This is a genomic window from Nonomuraea ferruginea (assembly GCF_039540635.1).
GTDB classification, from domain to species: Bacteria; Actinomycetota; Actinomycetes; order Streptosporangiales; family Streptosporangiaceae; genus Nonomuraea; species Nonomuraea ferruginea.
Genome location: NZ_BAABFD010000006.1, coordinates 354,798 through 374,316 on the forward strand (window position 1 = coordinate 354,798; position 19,519 = coordinate 374,316).

Genomic DNA, 19,519 nt, shown 5'->3' on the forward strand with positions numbered 1-19,519 from the left:
GTCAGTTCCTTCCGCGCGGTATCAGAAGAAACCGCAGGTCGGCGCGCCCTGCGTCGGCGCGGGCGCGGTGTCGGCGCCGGTCGGCGCGTAGATCTCCAGGCGGATGCCGTCCGGGTCGGTGAAGAACACGCCGCCGGAGGAGGCGCCCTCCCCGTGCGGCACCACGCCGTCGTAGACGAGCGGCACGCCGAGGTCGCGCAAAGTGGCCTCGGCAAGGCGCACCGCCTCGATGTCGGGCACCTGGAACGCCAGATGGTGCAGTCCGGGCCGGTCGGCGGCGAAGCCGCCGTCGCTCTGCTGCCACAGCGTCACCATCAGGCCGCCGTCCCGGCCGAGGAACGCGAACCTGCGATCCCCCTCGGCCTGCTCGCCGAGGACGTCGAAGCCGAAGACCTGGCGGTAGAAGGCGATGGAACGGGTTAGATCAGTCACGTTCAGGCCGACGTGCCCGGTCTTCAGGACCGGAGCGTTCATGCTGGACCTCCCATGCAGGCGACCGATCTAACGGCCGCATCAGTCATCATCCATTAGAATAGTTGCGGAGGTTTCTTACGATGTCAAGCGGAAGAGAGCATTAGAAAGTGGACGTGGCACAGCTCCCCGGCGGCGGTGCTCCCCTACTCGGCGAGCCACCTCCGCTCGAACTCGCCAACACCGCCTACGCGGTCCGCGGCCGCCTCCAGGACGGCCTGCTGACCGTCGAGCACCTGACCGCGTGGCTGCGCGACCTGCGCCCGCGCCTCGCCGTCCCCGTCACGGACGCCGACCTCCAGGACGTGGGCGAAGGCGACCTCCACCTCGCCAGGGAACTCCGGGACGTCATCCGGGCCCTGGCGGCTGCCGCCGTGGCGGACCACGACCCCGATCCGGACACCGTCACGACCCTCAACCGTCATGCCGGCCTGGCCCCGCGATGGCGGGAGCTGCGCACCGCCCCCGAGCCGCACACGACGGTCCGCAGCACCGGCCGCCCGGTCACGGCGGCCCTCGCCGCCCTGGCCGAGGAGGCCGTCGTCCTCTTCGCCGGGCCGGCCCGCCACGAGGTGCACGCCTGCCACGGCCCCGGCTGCGTGCTCTACTTCCTCCGCGACACCCCCCGGCGCGAATGGTGCTCAGCCGGCTGCGGCAACCGGGCCCGAGCCGCGCGCCACTACGCCAAGAAGAAGACCGCCGAATAGGACCCGTGTCACCCTGCGGCCAGGCGTTGCCGTTCCTCCCTGACGATCTGCTCGGCCAGGGTCTCCTCCGAGATGTCGATGGCGTCCGGCGTCGACTCGGCGAGATGGCTGCGCCTGGCGTAGGCGTCGAACAGCGTGGCCTTGGCGTTCATGATCTCCAGCAGCCGCTCGTCCATGCTGTCGGGCGTGAGAAGGCGGTGCACCTGCACGCGCCGCACCTGGCCCATGCGGTACGCGCGGGCCACGGCCTGGCTCTCCATGGTCGGTTTGACCTGGGGCTCGCAAATGATCACGACGGATGCCGCCTGGAGGTTGAGTCCCACCCCGCCCGTCTGGATCTGCGCGAGCAGCACCGCGTGACCCCGGGCCGCGGTGAAGGCGTCGATCACCCCCTGACGGCGTTCCGGCGCCAGCTCGCCGCTGAGCGGCCCGTGGACCGGAGAGCCGAGGGCCTGGCCGACGGCGGCGAGCACGTCGCGGAAGTAGGAGAACACCACGACCTTGAGCTCCGCCTCGGCCGCCTCGTCGACCAGTTCGCGCAGCCGTTCCAGCTTGGCGGACTTCTCCGGCACCGCGTAGGCCGCGCGGCGCATCGTCATGAACCTGCCCGACGCCACCGCGTCCCGGTAGGCCTCGGCGTCGGCCGTACTGAACTCCTCCCACTCGTCCATGTGCACCAGATCGGGCAGCTCCGTGACCACGTCCTGCTGGTTGCGGCGCAGATAGACGGGCGCGACGGCGCGGCGGAACGCCTGCGCGCTGTCATTCACCCCGACCGTGCCGGACAACCCCGGCTGGAGGTAGTCCACGAGCGAGCGGAACTCCTCGATCCGGTTCTCCATCGGCGTGCCGGTCATGAACAGGACCCTGCCGACCCGGTCGCACCACCCGGCCACGGCCTTGGAGCGGCGGGCCTGCCGATTCTTCACGTAGTGCGCCTCGTCGACGACGAGCACCCCCACCCGCGGCTCGATCTCCAGCGTGTGCAGCCCGGCGTACGTCGTGACCGCGACCCCGCCGCGTTCGAGCCACGCGGCGTGAGCCAGGCGGCGATCGTCGCCATGGAGCCGATAGGTCTTGAGCGAACTGCGGGTCTCGATCTCGCGCAGCCAGTTGACCAGCACGCTCGCCGGGCAGACCACCAGGGAATGCGTCGTGCCCCGCGCGTGCAGGTGCGCCATGACGGCGATCGCCTGGATCGTCTTGCCCAGCCCCATGTCGTCACCGAGGATCACCCGGCGCTGGGCGAGCGCGAACCGGGCGCCGAACGCCTGATAGCCGCGGAGCGAGACCCGCCGCAGGGTGTCGTCGAGCTCCTGCTCCCTGACCCGCTCGGCCAGATCGCCGGGCAGGAAGCCCTCGGCGGCGGTCCGGTCCGACGGCGCCAGGGCGGAGAGCTCCGCCAGCAGGTTGTAGTAGTCGGCCGCGTGGATCTCGAAGTCGATCCACGCCAGGGCCCCGTCCGGCGGCGGGCGCAGCAGGTCCGTGGTCGCCTGGGCGATGAGCAGCCTGGTCTCGGTCTCGCCGGCCAGCAGGGCGGCGATCCGCTCCACGGCCCGCTCGGCGCGGGCGCGGCGACGGCTTCCCGACAGCAGCCTGCGCAGCCAGCTGCCGATGGGGCGAGCCTGGGGAATCAGCTCTCTCAGCCTTCCCCCGACCGCCTCGGCCGTACGACGGGCGCGGGGCAGCTCGGGACCGACGGCGACCAGCCGGTGCAGCGCCAGGAGCAGCCGGGTGGTCTCGGCGTCCCGGTCGTCGACGTCGATGTGGACGGTGCGGGACCGCCTCGTGGCGAGCGCGATGCCCTCGGCCGCCTTCTGCGCCTGCTTGCGGGTCTGCGGCCCGACTCCCGGCAGCTTCTGCAGCTCGTACGGCATCGCTCGTAGAACGCTCCGTACGGTGGTGTAGCCGGCTTCCTCCAGCGCCCCGATCCGCAGCCGGCCGCTGGTGACGTCCTTCAGCCGGGACACCGGCATGGCGTCGAGCTCCGCCTCGGCCTGCCGGTCGCGGAGCGGTCCGAGAGCATCGCGGACCTCGGCGACCGCTCGTTCGTGCTCGACCACCAGGTCTCGCGCGTCGCCCAGCAGTCGCCGCGCGCGCCGTAACAGGTCTCGAACATCCCCGGCAGAGGGTGGTTCCATAGGTCAGAACGTATCTTCCCCAGTCCGAGATCGTGTCCCGCTGCTTGGGCGGGTGCCGACCGGGTAGTTTGACCAGGTTTCGACGCATCTGACCGAAGGGATGCCATCATCGGCAGCGACGCTTTCTCTCCGTGGGAGGACCGGCCGAGGCCGGCGCGCCGCCGCGTCACAGAAGCGGCGATCCTGAGCACTCGTGACCACACCCGGGCCGACGTCGCCCAGTGGACCTGCCCGCACGACCGGCACGCCGGGCACGGCTGCGTCACCTGCTACCACGCCTCGGCCGACGCCGACCCGGCCCTGCCGCTGTGGGAGGTCGCCGCCTGGTTCACCACCGAGCGGCCGATCCCGATCAGGGCGCTGCAGGACGTGCACCGCCACGACCGCGCCCTCGCCCTCACCCAGCCGTCGACCCCCCTCGTCTACCTCCTGACCGCGCAGGTGAGAGCCACCTTGGCCGCGGAGGCGGTGGCGGGCGTCGTGGGCTTCCTGGTGCAGAACCGGCACATCGTCGACGCGTTCACGGTGACGGAGATCCGCGCCACCCACTCCTAAAACCTTTCCAAGCCCCGGCCGCGACGAGTTCCGGCCGGGTCGCGGGTCTGTTCTCATGACCGCCATGGCGTCGTACGACGCCGCCCGTCACCAGGACCACGGAGGACACCATGACACTGCCCGGCCGCCCGCCCGTCGTCGACCTCGCCACCTGGCAGGCCGCCCGTGACAAGCTCCTGGTCCGCGAGAAGGCCCACACCCACGAGGGCGACGCCATCGCCGCCGCCCGCCGCCGGCTGCCGATGGTGGAGTTCGACGGTACGGTCGAGGTCGTCGGAGCCGACGGCCCCGTCCCGTTCCTGGACCTGTTCCAGGGCCGCGACGAGCTCGTGGTCTACAAGCACATGTGGCACGACGGCGCGCCGCACCAGGGGCAGTGCGAAGGCTGCACCGTCACGGCCTGGCACCTGAAGGACGCCGTCTACCTCAACTCCCGTGGTGTTTCGTTCGCCATCCTGACCACGGGCGTCTGGGACGAGGTGGCCCCCTTCGTCGACTTCATGGGCTACACCCAGCCCTGGTACTCGGTGCGCGACGTGGACGAGCCGGTGGGTGGAGAAATGGGGCACATCACCTGCTACCTGCGCGACGGCGACCGCGTGTTCCTCACCTACACCACGACGGGTCGTGGCATCGAGTCCGCCGACGGGTCCTTCGGCCTGCTCGACATGACGCCTTACGGCCGCGGCGAGGCATGGGAGGACAAGCCGGAGGGCTGGCCCGAGGGGCGCCACGCCTGCTGGTACTGGCGCTCGGACGCGGACGGCAACGCCACCTGGGGCCCCACCAGCCGCCCCGCACCGCAGTGGACCCGCCCCGGCGCCACCCCCGTGGACACCCTCGGCCGCCAAGGCGACCACTGACCGGCTGGATGGCCTTTTCCTGCCCGTACAGTGATCGAACGGCGGCCACCCCGACCTGCATTCCTTGCAGGCGAGCGACGGTCAGCGTGGAGACCGCCGGCGAGGAGCGGCACCGGACATGAGCGACACGCCTGCCACCGACGGCCGCGGGACGGTCGGCGTGTTCCTCGTCCTCGCCGCCGCGTTGACGATCGTCTGGGCGACGGGTTCATGGCTCGGCAAGATGTTCGACTGGACGCACCAGGGCTTCGCGTCGGCGTCTCTCCTCCAGCTCGCGGGCTACTTCATCGGCGGTGCGCTGCAATACTTGGCGATCTTCTCCTGGCCCGTGCTGCTCGCCCGGACGGGGCGGACGCTGTCCCGGCATCGGTACACGGTCATGAGCGGCGTCCTGCTGGGCGCCGGCCTCACCACCTACGCCCTGACGTTATGGTCGCGTGGCGACGCCCCGGTCACGACCTGGCCACACTGGCTCCTGCTCGGCGTGACGGTGCATGGGACGCTCGCCGGACTCGCCGGGCTCGGCCACTGCGCCTATCTCGCCCGAAAATCACGAAAGGCGGATCGACAGCCACCTGCGCGAGAAGATCGATCTGCTTGAGGCCGGCCGCAAGCAGATCGCGCAACTCGCCGCCGCAGGTCGTCTCCTACACCGATCTTGCTACGGATCAGGCGCGAAGCTGGGCAGGGTCCCGCTGGAGACCAGCCGCGGGACGATCCGGATGCCCGCCTGGATGTTAACCGTCGAAGGGGGTCGAGCACCGGCACGGGGGTACCGGTGCTGCCCGGACTGAACAGGCGCTGAAGGTCCACCGACCGTGCTGTACAGCAGCTCAGCTCAAGGTCAAAAATCCGATGCCGGAAAGGCCGCTGTACGCGAATCTGTGGACATGAACGACGATGTCCACTCGGGTCATCACTGGCGTTCCCTGTACGAGAGCGTCCTTGGCCACGAGGGCGACGGGTCGGGTGACATGCTGCTGCGGTGGCTGGATGAGCATCCGGCGCACGTGGCGGAGGTGCGGGAGGCGGGACGGCCCGGAAGCCACCTGGTCCCCCTGGGGAAGTCCACCGGGAGGGGCTACAGCCCGCTGGAGCGGTTGTATGCCGTGAACCGCATCCTTGACCTGCTCATCCTGAACTACCAGGACATCGCGAACGATGCCTATCCGCCGGTCGGCGTCTATCCCGCCTTCTGTGAGGCGCTGGGCGCGGACCGGATCGGCAGGCGGGGGTTTCACCCGTTCTTCCACGAGGTCGTCGAGGTGCGGCAGGCCGACGATCCTGACGAGCCGCCCTCGATCGTCGAGGAGCGCTGGCCCGGCTACATGATGGGGTCGATGCTGCTGACGCGAGCCGGGGTGATCGTCACCGCCGGGGCACGGCATCTGGTCGCGGGGGTCGCCGATCGGTCAACCTTGTACTGGACCTTCTGGCGCCGGTCACGGCCCTACCAGGACCTCTCGCACGGTTGGGGGAGCAACTCGCAGTGGGGAACCAGTTTCCGCCGCGACTACCTGGTCGACGGCCGATTGCACTACAACGTGGACGAGTTCCTGGATCCGGCTGACTCTCGGGGAGGCGACGAGGGTGACCTCGACCCGGCCTCGACGATCGAGATCGTCCGCTACCGGTGCAGCACCGTCGTCGATCACGGTGGCGAACTCTTCCCCTACAACGACCATCATGTCGAGCCGGCCCCTGCGGACTGACTCGACGCAGGCCGGCTCAGCGGTAGGTCCGGGACGCCCCCAGGTGCGCGTGCTCGTTGTACGACAGCAGGCTCAGCCCTGAGGAGCCCGCCAGCACGGCGGTGATGGACGCGTTCACCATGACGCGATTGAGTGCGACGACGCCGGTGGCCGGGACCCCCAGGAGCGAGCCTGCCGTGGCGGCGATGACGCCGGCGGAGGTCACCACGACAGCGTCCTGACCAGGCGCGAGACGGCCGGGGATGGCGTGCAGCGCCTCGACCGCGGAGCCGGCGAAGGTGTCCCATCCTCCCGGGTGGCCTTGCTCGATCCACTGCTTGAGTGCCTGGTCGAGGTGGGTCTGGAACTGGCGGCTGTCGCCGGTGGTCTGCGAAGTGCCATCGTCCAGGTACCGGCGGACGAGCCCGAGGTGGTCGTACTCGTTCCAGCGCGGATCCTCGACGGGGACGGCGACCGGCAGGCCGAGCAGCGCGGCGGTGTCCTTCTGCCGCCGCAGCGACCCGGAAACGAGCAGCGGCTCGCGCGCCCGGCCCAAGAGCTCCTGCCCGACGAGCCGGGCCTGGTGACGGCCGAGCTCGCTCAGGGCGTCGTAGTCCGCCGCGCCGAACGACGCCTGCCCGTGCCTGACGAGATAGATCACAGCCATCGCAACTCCACCTATGACACCGACGTGCTGCGGGCACGCACCGTCCACACGCGCCACGCACCGGCCACGAGTCCGACCGCGGCCAGTATCACCATGCCAGGGAGCAGCCCTCCGGGCGGCGCCGCCTGCTCCAGCAGCACGAACGCCCCCATCACCAGCACGAACCAGCCGAAGACGCTCCGCAGCCGGGCTTCGGGGATCCGTCCGGCGAGCCAGCCGCCGAGCACGCTGCCGAGGATGGCGGCCGCGGTGACGCCGATGGCGAGGTCCCAGGCGATGGAGACGCTGGTCAGGTAGCCGGCGAGGCCGGCGAAGGACTTCATCGCGATCACGATCAGCGAGGTGCCGACCGCGGCGGCCATCGGCAGCCCGCCGAGCAGCGCGAGGGCGGGGACGACGAGGAACCCTCCCCCGGCGCCGACCAGCCCGGTCACCAGGCCGACCACCACGCCGTCGATCAGGGCGCGGACCACGGCCACGTCGCCGCGGGCGTGCGCCGGTTCGGTACGCCGGGCGCGGAGCATCGCGATGGAGGTGGCGACCATCATCAGGGCGAAGCCGATCAGCAGGAGCCGCCCGGGTACGTAGCCGCCGAGTATGCCTCCGCCGAAGGCACCGACCATCCCCCCGGCGCCGAAGAGCACGCCCGTCCGCCACCGGATCCGGCCCGCGCGGGCGTGGGTGACCGCCCCGGCGACCGAGGTGGCGGCCACGACCAGCAGGGAGGTGGCGATCGCCTGCTTCGGCTCCAGCCCCGCGACGTAGACCAGGATCGGCACCGTCAGGATCGAGCCACCACCCCCCAGAGCACCGAGCGCGACGCCGACCAGTAACGAGAGCGCCAGCACGACGGCGAGGGTCATGCCCCTCCGCTCGTCACCGTGAGGCCGGCGCCCGCCGCCTCGCCGAAGTGGTCGTCGACCGCCACCACGTCCCGGCCCGCCGCGGCGAGCAGCGACGCCGCCACCGAGGCGCGGTAGCCGCTCTGGCAGTGGATCCACAGCTCACCGCCGGGCAGCTCCGATGACCGCAGCTCGTGCAGCGGCGCGTTCACCGCGCCCTCGATGTGCCCGGCCTCGAACTCGTCGGTCCGCCGTACGTCCAGGACCACGACCGGCCGCTCCCGCAGCACCTCGGCGAGGCGGCGGAAGTCGGCCTGGCCGAAGGCGGCCGGCTCCCGGTCGCTCCACTGCCCGGGGCCTCCGGTGGCCGCGGCCACCGGACGGTCGATGCCGATCCGTACCAGCTCGCGCTGCGCCTGTGAGACGTGTTCGGGCAGCTCGCCCAGCAGGGTGATCGGGGTTCCCCAGTCGAACAACCAGCCCAGGTTGGTCGCGAACGAGCCGTCCAGCCCGAAGTTGAAGCTGCCCGGCACGTGGCCGGCCGCGAAGGCCGTCCTGTTCCGCAGGTCGACCACCCACTCGCCGGCGTCGACGCGGCGCCGGATCTCCTCCGGCGTCGCCTCGCGCGGGAACGTCAGATCGGGCCGTTCAGGGCCGGCGCTGTTCAGCGACGCCATGTGGACGTAGTACGCCGGCCAGTCGCCCAGCCCTTCCAGCAGCTGCCGGACGTAGGTGTCCTCGTCGTGCAGCAGCACGGGGTTGCTGGAACGCTCCATGCCGATGGTGGACTCCGCGGCGTCGGACTGCGTGGCCGAGCAGAACGAGCCGAACCCGTGGGTCGGGTAGAGCAGCGCGTCGTCCGGCAGCAGCTCGCGCAGCCGCCGCGCCGAGCCGTGCTGCAACCGGGCCAGCCGGTCGGTGTGCTCCTCGCCCAGCAGGTCCGGCCGGCCGGTCGAGCCGTAGAGCAGCGACCCTCCGGAGAAGACCGCCAGCCCCTGCCCCGAGTGCCGGTCGTGCAGCACGTAGGAGAGGTGGTTGAAGGTGTGCCCCGGCGTGGCCACGACCTCCACCCGGATCCGGTCCCCGATCCCGAGCGACTGCCCGTCGTGGAGCGGCTCCCGGTCGAAGGCGACCTCGTCCCTGCCGTTGAGCAGGTACGCCGCGCCGGTCTCCCTGGCCAGCGCGAGCCCGCCGGTGACGTAGTCGTTGTGGACGTGGGTCTCGAACACGTGCGTCAGTGACAGGCCCTCGCGGTCCAGCACCTCCAGCACCCGGTCGATGTCGCGCTGCGGGTCCACCACGAACGCCACCGATCCGTCGTGCACCAGGTAGCTGCGGTCACCCAGGCTCGGGGTGTCGATCGGCACGATCGACAGCGTCCGTTGCGGGGTGACGCCGGTGGGGGTCATGCCCGGCCCCCTTCGTCGACGCACTTAAGCACGCGTTCGGCGAGCATCGGCAGGGTGGTGGGCCTGGCGCCCACGGCGTCCTCGACCGCGCTGGCGATCGTGGCCGCGCACGGCCCGATCGGCGGCTCCCCGATGCCCCGCGCGTTGAACGGCCCCACGCCCTCACCGGACTCCAGGACCTTCACCTCGATCTCCGGGCAGTCGGCGGCCGTCGGGATGGCGTACTGGTAGAAGGCGCCGGTGAGGTTGACCGCCTCGTCGTACACGATCCGCTCGGACAGGGCGTATCCCAGGCCCTGCACGACCGCGCCCTCGATCTGGCCGCGCACGCTGAGCGGGTTGATCGCCCGGCCCACGTCGTGGGCGGCGACGTAGCGCAGTGGCCGCACCTCACCGGTCCGGGTGTCGACCTCGATGTACGCCGCGTGGGCCCCGAAGGTGAAGTCCGGGACGATCCGCTCGGAGTCGATCAGCTGGGTAACCGGCTTCGCGGTGGGCGCGAAGTACGTCTTCATCGCGTTGATCGCCACGCCGTTCGCCAGGCACATCGCCACGACCTCGGCCAGCGGCACCACCCCTTCAGGCGTGAGCACGCCGCCCTCGGCGAGCGTCAGGTCGTGCTCGGCACAGCCGGTCGCCTTCGCCACGCCCGCCACCAGCTGGGCGCGGAGCTCGCGGGCCGCCGACAGCACGGCGTTGCCGGACATGTAGAGCTGCCGGGTCGCCGTGGTCCGTCCCGCCAGCGGAGTGCGCGCGCTGTCGCCGAAGTGGACCGTGACGTTCTCGATCGGCACGCCCAGCACCTCGGCGGCGATCTGCGCCAGCGACGACACCTGGCCGCCGCCCACGTCGGGCACGCCGCAGCGCACCACGACACCGCCGTCGCGCTCGCAGCCCACCCATGCGGACGCGGAGTCGTTCATCCACGCCACCCGCCCGTACGGCTGCACGTTGCACGCCAGTCCCAGACCCACCCGGTGCTCGGGTGAGGACGGCTCGGGCCGGGGGCCGATCGCCTCCATCACCGCGTCGATGCACTGCGGCAGCCACACGGCGGTCTCGATGGGCTGTCCGGCGGGGATCCGGTCGCCCGTCTTGAAGGCGTTGCGCTTGCGGACCTCCACGCGGTCCCGGCCGGCCGCGTCGGCGACCTTGTCGATCTGCGCCTCGTAGCCCAGCACCGGCTGCATCCCGCCGAACCCGCGGAACGCCGAACCCGGCGTGTTGTTCGTGTAGGCCGCACGCGCGCGCACCCGTACGTTGTCGCAGCGGTACGGCCCGGCCGCGTTCAGGGTGATGTACAGCAGGACGAAACCGCTCAGCAGCGGGTAGGCGCCCGCGTCCGAGACGATGTCGATGTCGTGGGCCAGCAGCTGCCCGTCCTCGGTCGCCGCGGTCCGGTAGCTCATCCGCACCGGGTGCCGCTTGGCCCGCGCGGTCAGCGACTCCTGCCGGCTCCAGGTCATCTTCACCGGCCGGCCGGTCCGCTGCACCGCCAGCGCGATGTACGGCTCGACGGTCATGTCCTCCTTGCCGCCGAAGCCGCCGCCGAGGTACGGCGCCTGGACGCGCACCTTGGAGTCCGGCAGCCCCACGACGTGCGCGATGCGCCGGTAGTGCTCGATCTCCTGCGTGGAGACCTTGATGTTGATGACGCCTTCGTCGTCCAGCCACCCGATGCCGGTCTCCGGCTCCAGGTAGGCATGGTCGACGACCTGCGCCTCGTAGCGGCCCTCCACCACGATCGGCGCCTCGGCGAACACCTTGTCGACGTCGCCGCGGTCGATGTTCCACTCGCTGAGCAGGTTGCCGCCCTCGTGCACCCGCGCCGAGCCGGACTCCAGGGCGGACTCCGGGTCCGAGACCACGGGGAGCGCGTCGTACTCGATCTCCACCAGCGCCTCGGCGGCGGCCAGCGCCCGCGTGTTCTCGGCCACCACCAGCGCGACCGGTTCGCCGTGGTAGCGCACCCGCTCGGTGGCCAGCACCCAGGACGGCGGCAGCGGCCGCCCCTTGATCCCGGCGGTGTTGGTCGGGATCTCGTTGTTGGGCACGTCCTCGCCGAAGAGCACGGCGACGACCCCGGGCACCGCCAGCGCGGCGGTCGCGTCCTTGGCCACGATCCGCGCCGAGGGCAGCGGCGAACGGACCAGGCGGGCGTAGAGCTGCCCGGCGACGTCGAAGTCACCGGCGTAGCGGGTCTTGCCGAGCAGCTTCTCGCGCGAGTCCTGCCGCTTCACTTCGGTGTTGACCACGCGGGTCGTCTCCCGGGCGCGGCTCGGGACGGTCTCCGTCATCGGGTCGCCCCCTCCTCCGCCGCCTTGACCACGGCGTCCACGATCGCCTGGTAGCCGGTGCACCGGCAGAGGTTGCCGTGCAGGTGCTCGCGCACCTTGGCGGGCGTGACCTCGTCGCCGGAGCTGAGCAGCTCGACGGCCGACATCAGCATCCCCTGCGTGCAGAAGCCGCACTGGGAAGCGCCGGTCTCCCAGAACTTCGCCTGCAGCGGGCTCAGCTCCTCGCCTTCGGCCAGGGACGCGCTGGTCTCCACCCGCGCGCCGTCGACCTGGACCGCCAGAGTGGTGCAGCCGGTCGCCGACCGGCCGTCGACGAGCACCGTACAGGTCCCGCAGGTGCCCTCGTTGCAGCCCTCCTTGACCTCGTAGGCGTGGGCCTGCTCGCGCAGCCAGCGCACCAGCGTGGTGTCGGCGGGCGCGTGACCGGTGACCTCCTTGCCGTTGAGCGTCATCCGGGTCTCGACGTGGCTCATGCCTGTTCCCTCCTCGCGTCGGCGCAGGCGTCCCTGACCGCCCGCACCGCCATCGCCTCGATCAGCCGGGCCCGGTCCGCACCCTTGGTGTACGGGTCGTCGGCGACGTCGAGAGCCGCGGCCAGGCCCGACATCACCCGCTCCGCCTCCGCGACGGTGACACCGGTGAGCCGTCGCTCGACCGCTTCCAGCCGGAGCGGCCGGTCGGCGGCGCCGGTCACGGCGACGGCCGCGCTCCTGATCCGGTCGCCGTCCAGCGCGACGCCCGCGGCGGCGGAGGCCAGGGCGAAGTCGCCGGCGCGGCGTGAGTACTCGTGGAAGCCCCACCCGTGGCGCGGGCGCAGCGGTATCCGGACCGCCGTCACCAGCTCCCCCGAGCGGAGGTCGGTCTGGTAGTAGCCCAGCGAGAACTCCCGCGCCGGGCGCCACTCCTGGCGGCCCAGGCTCTCGACCCGGTAGTCGGCCTCCAGTACGTGGCAGCTCACCGGCAGCTCGGCCGCCGCGTCCCCGTGGGAGACCGAGCCGCCGATGGTGCCGCGGTTGCGGATCCGCTGGCTGCCGATGTGGGCGGCGGCCATCGCGAGCAGCGGCGCGTGCTCGGCGATCAGCGGGTCGGTGGTCAGTTCGGCGTGGGTGACCGCCGCGCCGACGACGAGGTGGCCGCCGTCGACGCCGATCGTGCGCAGCGCGGGGATGCCCGACACGTCGACCAGGAACGCGGGCGCGGCCAGGCCGAGGTTCATCATCGGCACCAGGCTCTGGCCTCCCGAGATCGGGCGGGTGTCCTCGCCGCCCTCGGCGAGCAGGGTGAGCGCCTCGGGGACGCTGCGGGCCCGCTCGTAGGCCATCGTGGTGAGTACGTCCGACATCAGCGGGTCTCCCTCCTCCCGACGCTCCGGCCGAGGAGGAAGGCGAGGACCAGCGCCACCAGGCCCGCGGCCGCGCCGGCGAGCTGCTTCTTGGGCACCAGCGAGCCGTCGAGCAGGTTGATCGGCTCGGCCTCCACAGCCGGGGCGACCGGGCTGCCGGCGGCCGGGGCGGGCTCGTCGATCCTGGTGGCGAGGCTGTCGGCGAACTGGCGCATCAGCTTCGAGCTCACGTCCTTGATCGGCCCCTGCCCGAGTTGGGCGACCCGGCCGGTGAGGCCCAGGTCGGTCGCCAGGGTCACCTGCGTACCGCCGGGGACCTCGGTCAGGCCGGCCTTGATCTTGGCCTTCACCGTGCCGCCGCCGCGGCCGTCGCGGCCGCCGACCTCGATGGTGGCCACCTTGTTCACCTCGTCCTTGACGAGGAACCTGGCCTCACCCGTGTAGGTCATGTTCATCGGGCCGATACGCAGCGCCACCCGGCCGGTGAGCGCCTCGCCCTCGACGGACTCCACGGTGGCGCCGGGCACGCAGGGGGCGACCCGGCCCAGGTCGGTGAGGAACTCCCACGCCCGCTCCGGGGTCGCGGGCACGACGAACTGGTTGTCGATGCGCACGGTGACTCCTCCCTTACTTACTGCCGGGTTCGCGGGCCACGGCGATCGCCTGAACCTCCAGGCGCCACGCGGGGTTGAGGAACCCGGAGACCTCCACGACGGTGCTGGTGGGCCGGTGGTCGCCGAAGAACCGGGCGCGGACCGCCGAGACCTCGGGGCCGTCGGCGACGTCGCGCAGGTAGGTCGTGATCGACACCACGTCGGACATCGCCAGGCCCTCGTCGGCCAGGCAGCCCTCCAGGTTGGCGAAGACCTGCTCGGCCTGGGCGACCAGGTCGTCGGCGGGCAGGGTGTCGCCGTTGCGGTCGACCGGCACCTGCCCGGAGACGAAGCACAGGCCGGCCGCTGTCATGGTCTGGACGTAGGCGCCGAGCGGCGCCGGGCCCTTTCGCTGGTTCATCCGTGCCTCTGGATCGGGTTGTCGGCGTGCTGGGACCATTCGGACCACGAGCCGTCATAGAGGGCGAGGTCGCTGAAGCCGGCGTCGCGCAGGGCGATGAGCACGGCGGCCGCGGAGACGCCGCCGCCGCAGTAGAGGACCGCGGGGCGGTCCTTGTCCACGCCGGCGTCGGCGGCCAGCCGGGCGACGTCCTCGCCGCGCCTGAAGCGGCCGTCCTCCCCGATCAGGCTCGGGGAGGGGAGCCGGTTGGCGCCGGGGATCCGCCCCTCGGAGGCCGCGAAGGTCTCCTCCATCCGGCAGTCGACCAGCGTCACGTCGTCGCGGCCGACCAGCGCGCGGACCTCGTCCATCTCCCGGCGCATCCCCTGCGGGGCGCCGGGGCGGTAGTCGCGCGGCTCCGGGCGGCCGTCGGCCTGGTCCGTGGAGACCTCGAGGCCGGCCGCCCGCCAGGCGGGGAAGCCGCCGTCGAGGATCGCGACCCGCTGGTGGCCGTGGTGCAGCAGCGCCCAGGCCAGCCGGGAGGCGGTGAACAGGGAGTTGTCGTCGTAGGCGACCACGAGGGTGTCGTTGCCGACGCCCAGGCGTGACATGGCCTTGGCGAACTCCTCGGGCTCAGGAAGCATCCCCTCGACGCCGTCGACGGTGGTGCCCCAGTCCTCGATCCAGTCGGCGTGCACCGCGCCGGGGACGTGGCCGGCGGCCCACATGTCCCGGCCGCCGGGTCCGTCCGCGAGCGAGGCGCGGGTGTCGACGACCCGGACGTCCGGCCGGCCGAGCATCTCGGCCAGGGCCGCGGGCTCAAGGTAGATCTGGTTCATCCTCATGCTCCTAGGTAGATCGCTTGCACCCTCGACGAGCGGGCGAGGTCGGCGGCGGCGCCTTCCTCGACGATCCGCCCGGTTTCGAGGACGTAGGCGTGGTCTGCCAGTTCGAGCGCCAGGTTGGCGTTCTGCTCGGAGAGCAGGATCGTGTAGCCCTGCGCGCGCAGCGCGACCAGCGCCTCGTAGATGCGGTTGACCAGCACCGGGCTGAGCCCCATCGACGGCTCGTCGAGGACGAGCATCTCGGGCCTGGCCATCATCGCCCGCCCCATCGCGAGCATCTGCTGCTGGCCGCCGGAGAGCAGACCGGCCTTGCTGTCAGTGCGCTCCCTCAGCTCGGGGAAGAGGTCGAAGACCTCGCCGAGCTTCTCGGCGTCCCGCCAGCCGCCGGGACGCCGCACCGCGCCCATCCGGAGGTTCTCGAGCACCGTCAGGTCGGCGAAGACCCGGCGGCCCTCCGGCACGAGCGCGATGCCGTGCCGTGCGATGGCGTGGGTGGGCAGCCCGGCCAGGGACTCGCCCCGGAAGGTGACCTTCCTCGACCCGCTGGGCTGGAGCCCGAGGATGCCGCGGATGGTGGTCGTCTTGCCGGCGCCGTTGTTCCCGACCAGGCAGGTGACCTGGCCCGGCAGCGCACGGAAGCTGACGCCGTGGACGACCTCGACGCGGCCGTAGCGGACCGTGAGGCCCTCCACGACGAGGCCCTGGGTCTGGTCGTGCTCCCCGGCCCGCTCGTGGACGCCCGCCCGGGTGTTGGTGTCCATGCTGCTCATAGCGTGAGTTCCTCGCTCTTCGCGTGGCCGGGGCCCAGGTATGCCTCGATCACCCTCGGGTCCTTCTGGACCTCGGCCGGCGACCCCTCGGTCAGCACCCGTCCCTGGTCGAGGACGACGACGTGCTCGGAGATGCTCATCACCAGCTTCATGTTGTGCTCGATGAGCAGCACCCCGATGCCCTCCTGGGCCATCCCGGCGATGGTCTCGGCCAGCGGCATGGCGCTGGCCGGGGGCAGCCCGGCGGCGGGCTCGTCGAGGACGACCACCTCCGGCTCCATCGCCAGCACGCGGACCATCTCGACGAGCTTCGCCTCGCCGAAGGGCAGGGACTCCACCAGGGAGTCGGCCCGGTGCTCCAGCCCGAACTTGCGCAGCAGAGCCCGTGCCGACTCCTCGGCCTCACGCTCGTTGCGCCGGGTCCGGGGTCCCCGGATCAGGTCGCCCAGGTGGCTGCCCTTCTGCCGGGAGTACGCTCCCATCGCGACGTTGTGCAGCACCGTCATGCCGGTGAAGACCTCCAGGTTCTGGAAGGTCCGCCCCAGGCGGTGGCCCGCGCGGGCGACCGCCTTGCCGGCCGGCAGTTCGGCGCCGTTGACGAAGACCTGGCCGGCGTCCTGCGTGACGAAGCCGGAGATGACGTTGGCCAGCGTGCTCTTGCCGGCGCCGTTCGGCCCGATCACCGCGGTGATCGATCCCGCCGGGGCCCGCAGCGTCACGTCCTTCAGCACCTGCAGGCCGCCGTATGCCTTGGACACGCCGGTGACCCGCAGGCCCTGGCGCTCGCTCGTACTCATGCCCGCACCACCTCCTGGTCCGGCTTGGCCTGTTCGGCCGCCTCGCGCTTGGCCCGCTCGCGGCGGTCCTCGCGGCGCGCGGCCAGCTCGCCCGCGAGGCCGCGCGGGAAGAGCTGGATGGCGATCAGGAAGATCACGCCCATGATCAGCGGCTCGTAGTCGGCGTAGTCGGCGGCGAACACCTCGATGCCCGTGAGCAGCAGCGCTCCGAGGATCGGGCCGATCATCCGTCCCGCCCCCGAGAGCACGAGGGCGACGACCAGGAGGACGGCCATCATGAAGTCGAACGTGGAGGGGCTGATGAAGCGGGAGTCGAAGGCCTCCAGCGCCCCCGCGACGCCGGCGTAGAAGCCGCTCATGCCGAACGCGAGCAGGCGCAGCTTGAACGGGCTGGCGCCGGCGGCCAGGGCCGCGGGCTCCGAGGCGCCGTAGGCCCGCAACGCCCGGCCGGTACGCGACACCAGCAGGTTGTGGGCCACGATCGCGCCGATGATGGCGAGCAGCGCGACGAAGCCGTACTTCACGATCGGCTCGGTGAACTCGAAGCCGAACAGCGAGAACGGCGGGATGCCGACCAGGCCGTTGGGCCCGCCGGTGAGCTCGACCATCCGCCCGAAGAGGAGGAAGAGCACGAACCCGGCGCCCAGGGTCGCCATCTTGAAGTAGATCTCCTTCAGGCGCATCGACATCATGCCCACCAGCAGCGCCGCCAGGGTCACCACCACCGGCGCGATGACCAGCGCGAGGACGGGCGGCACGTCGAAGCGCACCGCCGCGATGCCGGCGGCGTAGGCGCCGAGGCCGAAGAATCCGGCCTGGGCCAGGGAGATCATCCCGGCCATGCCGTTGATGAAGTTCAGGCCGGTCAGCAGGATCACGTAGATCGCCATCCGGGTCCAGATGTGCAGCGCGTAGTCGGTCGCCATCAGCATCGGGAGCAGGAGCAGGAGGCCGATCGTGATCCACAGCTCCCAGGAGTTTGTCCTGCCCAGGGAGCGTGGCAAGGCTCTGAGACGACTGCTCATGTGCGCACCGCCCGGGCCGTGCCGAACATGCCGGTCGGCTTGAAGGTCAGGATCGCGAGCAGCACTACGAAGGCGACCACGTCCGCGTACGCCGACGTTCCGTACCCCGCCACGACCGCCTCGGCGACGCCGAGCAGCAGGCCGCCCGCCAGCGCGCCCTGCGGGTTGCCGAGGCCGCCGAGCATCGCCGCGGCGAAGCCCTTGAGACCCAGCAGGGTGCCGGAGTCGAACGACATCACGGTCAGCGGGGCCAGGCCCGCGCCGGCCACGGCGCCGAGGGCCGCCGCGATGACGAACGCCCAGCGGGCGGTGGTGCGGTAGGAGACGCCGAACGTCTGCAGCGTCTCGGAGTCTCCCGCGGCGGCGCGCAGGGTGGTGCCGAGCTTGGTCCGCCGGAAGAACAGCGTCAGCGCGACCACGACCAGCACGGCGAGGACGAGGTTGAGAATCGTCTGCCGGCTGGTCGAGGCGCCCAGGATCCGCAGCGACTCCGAGCCGAGCACCGAGGGCAGCGCATAGGTGTCGCGGACCGAGATCAGCATCGCGGCGCCCTTGACGATCACCGCGATGGCGATCGTGGCGATCGTGATGGCGGCCGGCGTCCGGAGGCGGCCGAAGCCGAGCAGCCCCATCTCCGTCAGCAGCCCGAGCACGGTGGTCACCGCGATCGCGACCAGGATCGCGACGAAGATCGGGACGTCCCACGCCTCGTAGAGCATGGCGGCGCTGAGTCCGCCGACCATGACGTACTCACCCTGGACGAAGTTGATGGCTCCGGTGGCGTTGAAGATGACGCCGAAGCCCAGGGCGACGATCGCGTAGATCGCGCCCACGCTGAGCCCCGAGAGCAGGACCTGGATGAAAAGATCCATGGCTCACTCCGCCGGGACGAATCGCGAACCGTCCCACTGGACGACGGCGACGTCGTCGGCGGTCAGCCCGCTGTGGTCGTCCGGGGTGAACTTGAAGACGCCGGTCACGCCCACGTGGGAGCCGAGGCCCTCGATCGCCTTGGCGACCTTCTCGCCGTCGGGGTCGCCGCCGGTCGCGCGCAGCGCCTCGACCGCCACCATCATCGCGTCGTAGGCCTGGCCCGCGTAGACGTTCGGCTGCTCCCCGGCGTACTTCTCGGCGTAGCTGGTGGCGAAGTCCTCCATCGCCGCCTTCTGCTGGTCGCTGTCGTCGGTCTTGTCCCAGATCGGCAGCTTCGGCGAGACCAGGATCGTGCCCTCGGCCGCCGCGCCGGCCTGCTGCATGTAGCGGTCGTCGACGAAGCCGAAGCCGTGCATCACCATGACGTCACGGTCGGCGAGCACGCTGCGCACGTTCTTGAGGAACGTCACGCCGGAGGGCTGGATGGTCCAGGCCAGGTAGGCCTGCGGGTCGTTCCCGGCGAGCCGCTTGACCTGGGGGGTGAGGTCGTTGGCGGCCGGGTCGAAGGCCGCGGTGAACACCTTGATGCCGGCCTCGGGGGCGAGCCGCTCGAGCTCCTCCTGGGCCGACTGCCCGAAGCTGGAGGTGTCCGGCATGAACGCGACCCTGGTCACGTCCTTCGCCTTCCAGTACTCGATCAGCTTCTCGATCATCACCGTGTCGTTGAACGTGGTCTTGAAGGTCAGCCGGTGCTCCGCCGCCGGCTCCACGATCTGACGGGCTCCCTCGGTGGCGATGAAGGTGATGCCCTTGCCGCTGGTGATGGGGTCCATCGCCAGCGCGATGCCCGACGAGCCGCCGCCGCCGACGACGAGTTCCACGCCGTCGCTGTCGAGCATGCGGTTGGTCTGCTGCACGGCGGTGGAGGTGTCGCCGGCGGGGTCGTAGAAGACCCACTTGATCTTCTTGCCGTCGATGCCGCCCTGGCTGTTGACCTGCTCCACGGCCAGCTCGGCACCCTTGCGCATCTTGTCGCCCAGCTTCGCGCCAGCCCCCGAGACGGAGAACAGGGTCCCGATCGTGATAGTGTCGTCACCGCCGCCGGCCCCGGAGCTGCCCAGACCGCAGGCAGACGAGGCGAGGAGGGCCGAACCGGCCAGCAACGCGAGGATCTTCTTCCTCATCGGATCTCCTTGATCCGGGAGCCGCTCCACGGCTCCCGATGGGTGGC

The 19,519-nt window shown here is 71.3% G+C and carries 21 protein-coding genes; 5 read left to right on the plus strand and 16 right to left on the minus strand.

The window, feature by feature from the left end:
* Positions 1-21 precede the first annotated feature (21 nt).
* Positions 22-474 carry a VOC family protein gene (locus ABD999_RS14640; protein ID WP_271276664.1) on the minus strand — a complete coding sequence of 151 codons (453 nt, stop codon included), beginning with the start codon at positions 472-474 and terminating at the stop codon, positions 22-24.
* Positions 475-587: 113 nt separating this feature from the next.
* On the opposite strand from ABD999_RS14640, the gene ABD999_RS14645 reads away from it, so the two are divergent.
* Entirely contained in the window at positions 588-1,178 is a 591-nt protein-coding gene (locus ABD999_RS14645) for a CGNR zinc finger domain-containing protein (protein WP_271276663.1), read from the plus strand.
* 8 nt (positions 1,179-1,186) lie between these two features.
* Here the strand turns inward: ABD999_RS14645 and ABD999_RS14650 are convergent, their stop codons facing one another.
* A complete protein-coding gene (locus tag ABD999_RS14650; RefSeq protein WP_271276662.1) occupies positions 1,187-3,319 on the minus strand; it encodes a DEAD/DEAH box helicase in 2,133 nt (710 codons plus the stop codon).
* A 369-nt stretch (positions 3,320-3,688) separates the two neighbouring features.
* Between ABD999_RS14650 and ABD999_RS14655 the strand changes: the two genes are divergently transcribed.
* The 4 genes from ABD999_RS14655 to ABD999_RS14670 all read left to right on the plus strand — a co-directional run bounded on the left by ABD999_RS14655 (position 3,689) and on the right by ABD999_RS14670 (position 6,449).
* Positions 3,689-3,874 (plus strand): hypothetical protein, encoded by a 186-nt coding sequence (locus ABD999_RS14655; protein ID WP_271276661.1) that lies wholly within the window; start codon positions 3,689-3,691, stop codon positions 3,872-3,874.
* Between the two features lie 110 nt (positions 3,875-3,984).
* Complete coding sequence (locus tag ABD999_RS14660) at positions 3,985-4,737, plus strand: DUF899 family protein (RefSeq protein ID WP_271276660.1); 753 nt, start codon at positions 3,985-3,987, stop codon at positions 4,735-4,737.
* 118 nt (positions 4,738-4,855) lie between these two features.
* Positions 4,856-5,338 (plus strand): hypothetical protein, encoded by a 483-nt coding sequence (locus ABD999_RS14665; protein ID WP_271276659.1) that lies wholly within the window; start codon positions 4,856-4,858, stop codon positions 5,336-5,338.
* 217 nt (positions 5,339-5,555) lie between these two features.
* Positions 5,556-6,449 carry a nucleotide exchange factor GrpE gene (locus tag ABD999_RS14670; RefSeq protein ID WP_271276658.1) on the plus strand — a complete coding sequence of 298 codons (894 nt, stop codon included), beginning with the start codon at positions 5,556-5,558 and terminating at the stop codon, positions 6,447-6,449.
* Positions 6,450-6,465: 16 nt separating this feature from the next.
* On the opposite strand, the gene ABD999_RS14675 is transcribed toward ABD999_RS14670, so the two are convergent.
* From ABD999_RS14675 to ABD999_RS14740, 14 genes are read right to left on the minus strand one after another with little or no spacing between them, the layout of a single operon-like run.
* Positions 6,466-7,095 carry a histidine phosphatase family protein gene (locus ABD999_RS14675; protein WP_271276657.1) on the minus strand — a complete coding sequence of 210 codons (630 nt, stop codon included), beginning with the start codon at positions 7,093-7,095 and terminating at the stop codon, positions 6,466-6,468.
* An 11-nt stretch (positions 7,096-7,106) separates the two neighbouring features.
* Positions 7,107-7,958, minus strand: coding sequence for a sulfite exporter TauE/SafE family protein (locus tag ABD999_RS14680; protein WP_271276656.1), 852 nt, complete (start codon positions 7,956-7,958; stop codon positions 7,107-7,109).
* The gene (locus ABD999_RS14685) at positions 7,955-9,346 is read right to left on the minus strand and encodes an MBL fold metallo-hydrolase (protein WP_271276655.1); all 1,392 of its coding nucleotides are present in this window, start codon (positions 9,344-9,346) and stop codon (positions 7,955-7,957) included. Before ABD999_RS14685 ends, ABD999_RS14680 begins: the two co-directional genes overlap by 4 nt.
* Complete coding sequence (locus ABD999_RS14690; RefSeq protein WP_271276654.1) at positions 9,343-11,643, minus strand: xanthine dehydrogenase family protein molybdopterin-binding subunit; 2,301 nt, start codon at positions 11,641-11,643, stop codon at positions 9,343-9,345. Before ABD999_RS14690 ends, ABD999_RS14685 begins: the two co-directional genes overlap by 4 nt.
* A complete protein-coding gene (locus ABD999_RS14695; RefSeq protein WP_271276653.1) occupies positions 11,640-12,116 on the minus strand; it encodes a (2Fe-2S)-binding protein in 477 nt (158 codons plus the stop codon). The genes ABD999_RS14690 and ABD999_RS14695 overlap by 4 nt, the downstream gene beginning before the upstream one ends.
* Positions 12,113-12,985 carry an FAD binding domain-containing protein gene (locus tag ABD999_RS14700; RefSeq protein WP_271276652.1) on the minus strand — a complete coding sequence of 291 codons (873 nt, stop codon included), beginning with the start codon at positions 12,983-12,985 and terminating at the stop codon, positions 12,113-12,115. Before ABD999_RS14700 ends, ABD999_RS14695 begins: the two co-directional genes overlap by 4 nt.
* Entirely contained in the window at positions 12,985-13,599 is a 615-nt protein-coding gene (locus ABD999_RS14705; RefSeq protein ID WP_271276651.1) for an SRPBCC family protein, read from the minus strand. The genes ABD999_RS14700 and ABD999_RS14705 overlap by 1 nt, the downstream gene beginning before the upstream one ends.
* A 13-nt stretch (positions 13,600-13,612) precedes the next feature.
* On the minus strand, positions 13,613-13,999 hold the full coding sequence (locus tag ABD999_RS14710) for a RidA family protein (RefSeq protein ID WP_271276650.1): 387 nt from the start codon (positions 13,997-13,999) through the stop codon (positions 13,613-13,615).
* The gene (locus tag ABD999_RS14715) at positions 13,996-14,817 is read right to left on the minus strand and encodes a sulfurtransferase (protein WP_271276649.1); all 822 of its coding nucleotides are present in this window, start codon (positions 14,815-14,817) and stop codon (positions 13,996-13,998) included. Before ABD999_RS14715 ends, ABD999_RS14710 begins: the two co-directional genes overlap by 4 nt.
* A gap of 2 nt (positions 14,818-14,819) precedes the next feature.
* On the minus strand, positions 14,820-15,593 hold the full coding sequence (locus ABD999_RS14720; protein WP_271276648.1) for an ABC transporter ATP-binding protein: 774 nt from the start codon (positions 15,591-15,593) through the stop codon (positions 14,820-14,822).
* Positions 15,590-16,390 (minus strand): ABC transporter ATP-binding protein, encoded by an 801-nt coding sequence (locus ABD999_RS14725; RefSeq protein ID WP_148036166.1) that lies wholly within the window; start codon positions 16,388-16,390, stop codon positions 15,590-15,592. Before ABD999_RS14725 ends, ABD999_RS14720 begins: the two co-directional genes overlap by 4 nt.
* Entirely contained in the window at positions 16,387-17,394 is a 1,008-nt protein-coding gene (locus ABD999_RS14730; RefSeq protein ID WP_271276647.1) for a branched-chain amino acid ABC transporter permease, read from the minus strand. Before ABD999_RS14730 ends, ABD999_RS14725 begins: the two co-directional genes overlap by 4 nt.
* Positions 17,395-17,411: 17 nt before the next feature.
* Positions 17,412-18,287, minus strand: coding sequence for a branched-chain amino acid ABC transporter permease (locus ABD999_RS14735; RefSeq protein WP_148036164.1), 876 nt, complete (start codon positions 18,285-18,287; stop codon positions 17,412-17,414).
* Positions 18,288-18,290: 3 nt separating this feature from the next.
* Positions 18,291-19,472 (minus strand): ABC transporter substrate-binding protein, encoded by a 1,182-nt coding sequence (locus tag ABD999_RS14740; RefSeq protein ID WP_271276646.1) that lies wholly within the window; start codon positions 19,470-19,472, stop codon positions 18,291-18,293.
* Positions 19,473-19,519 lie beyond the last annotated feature (47 nt).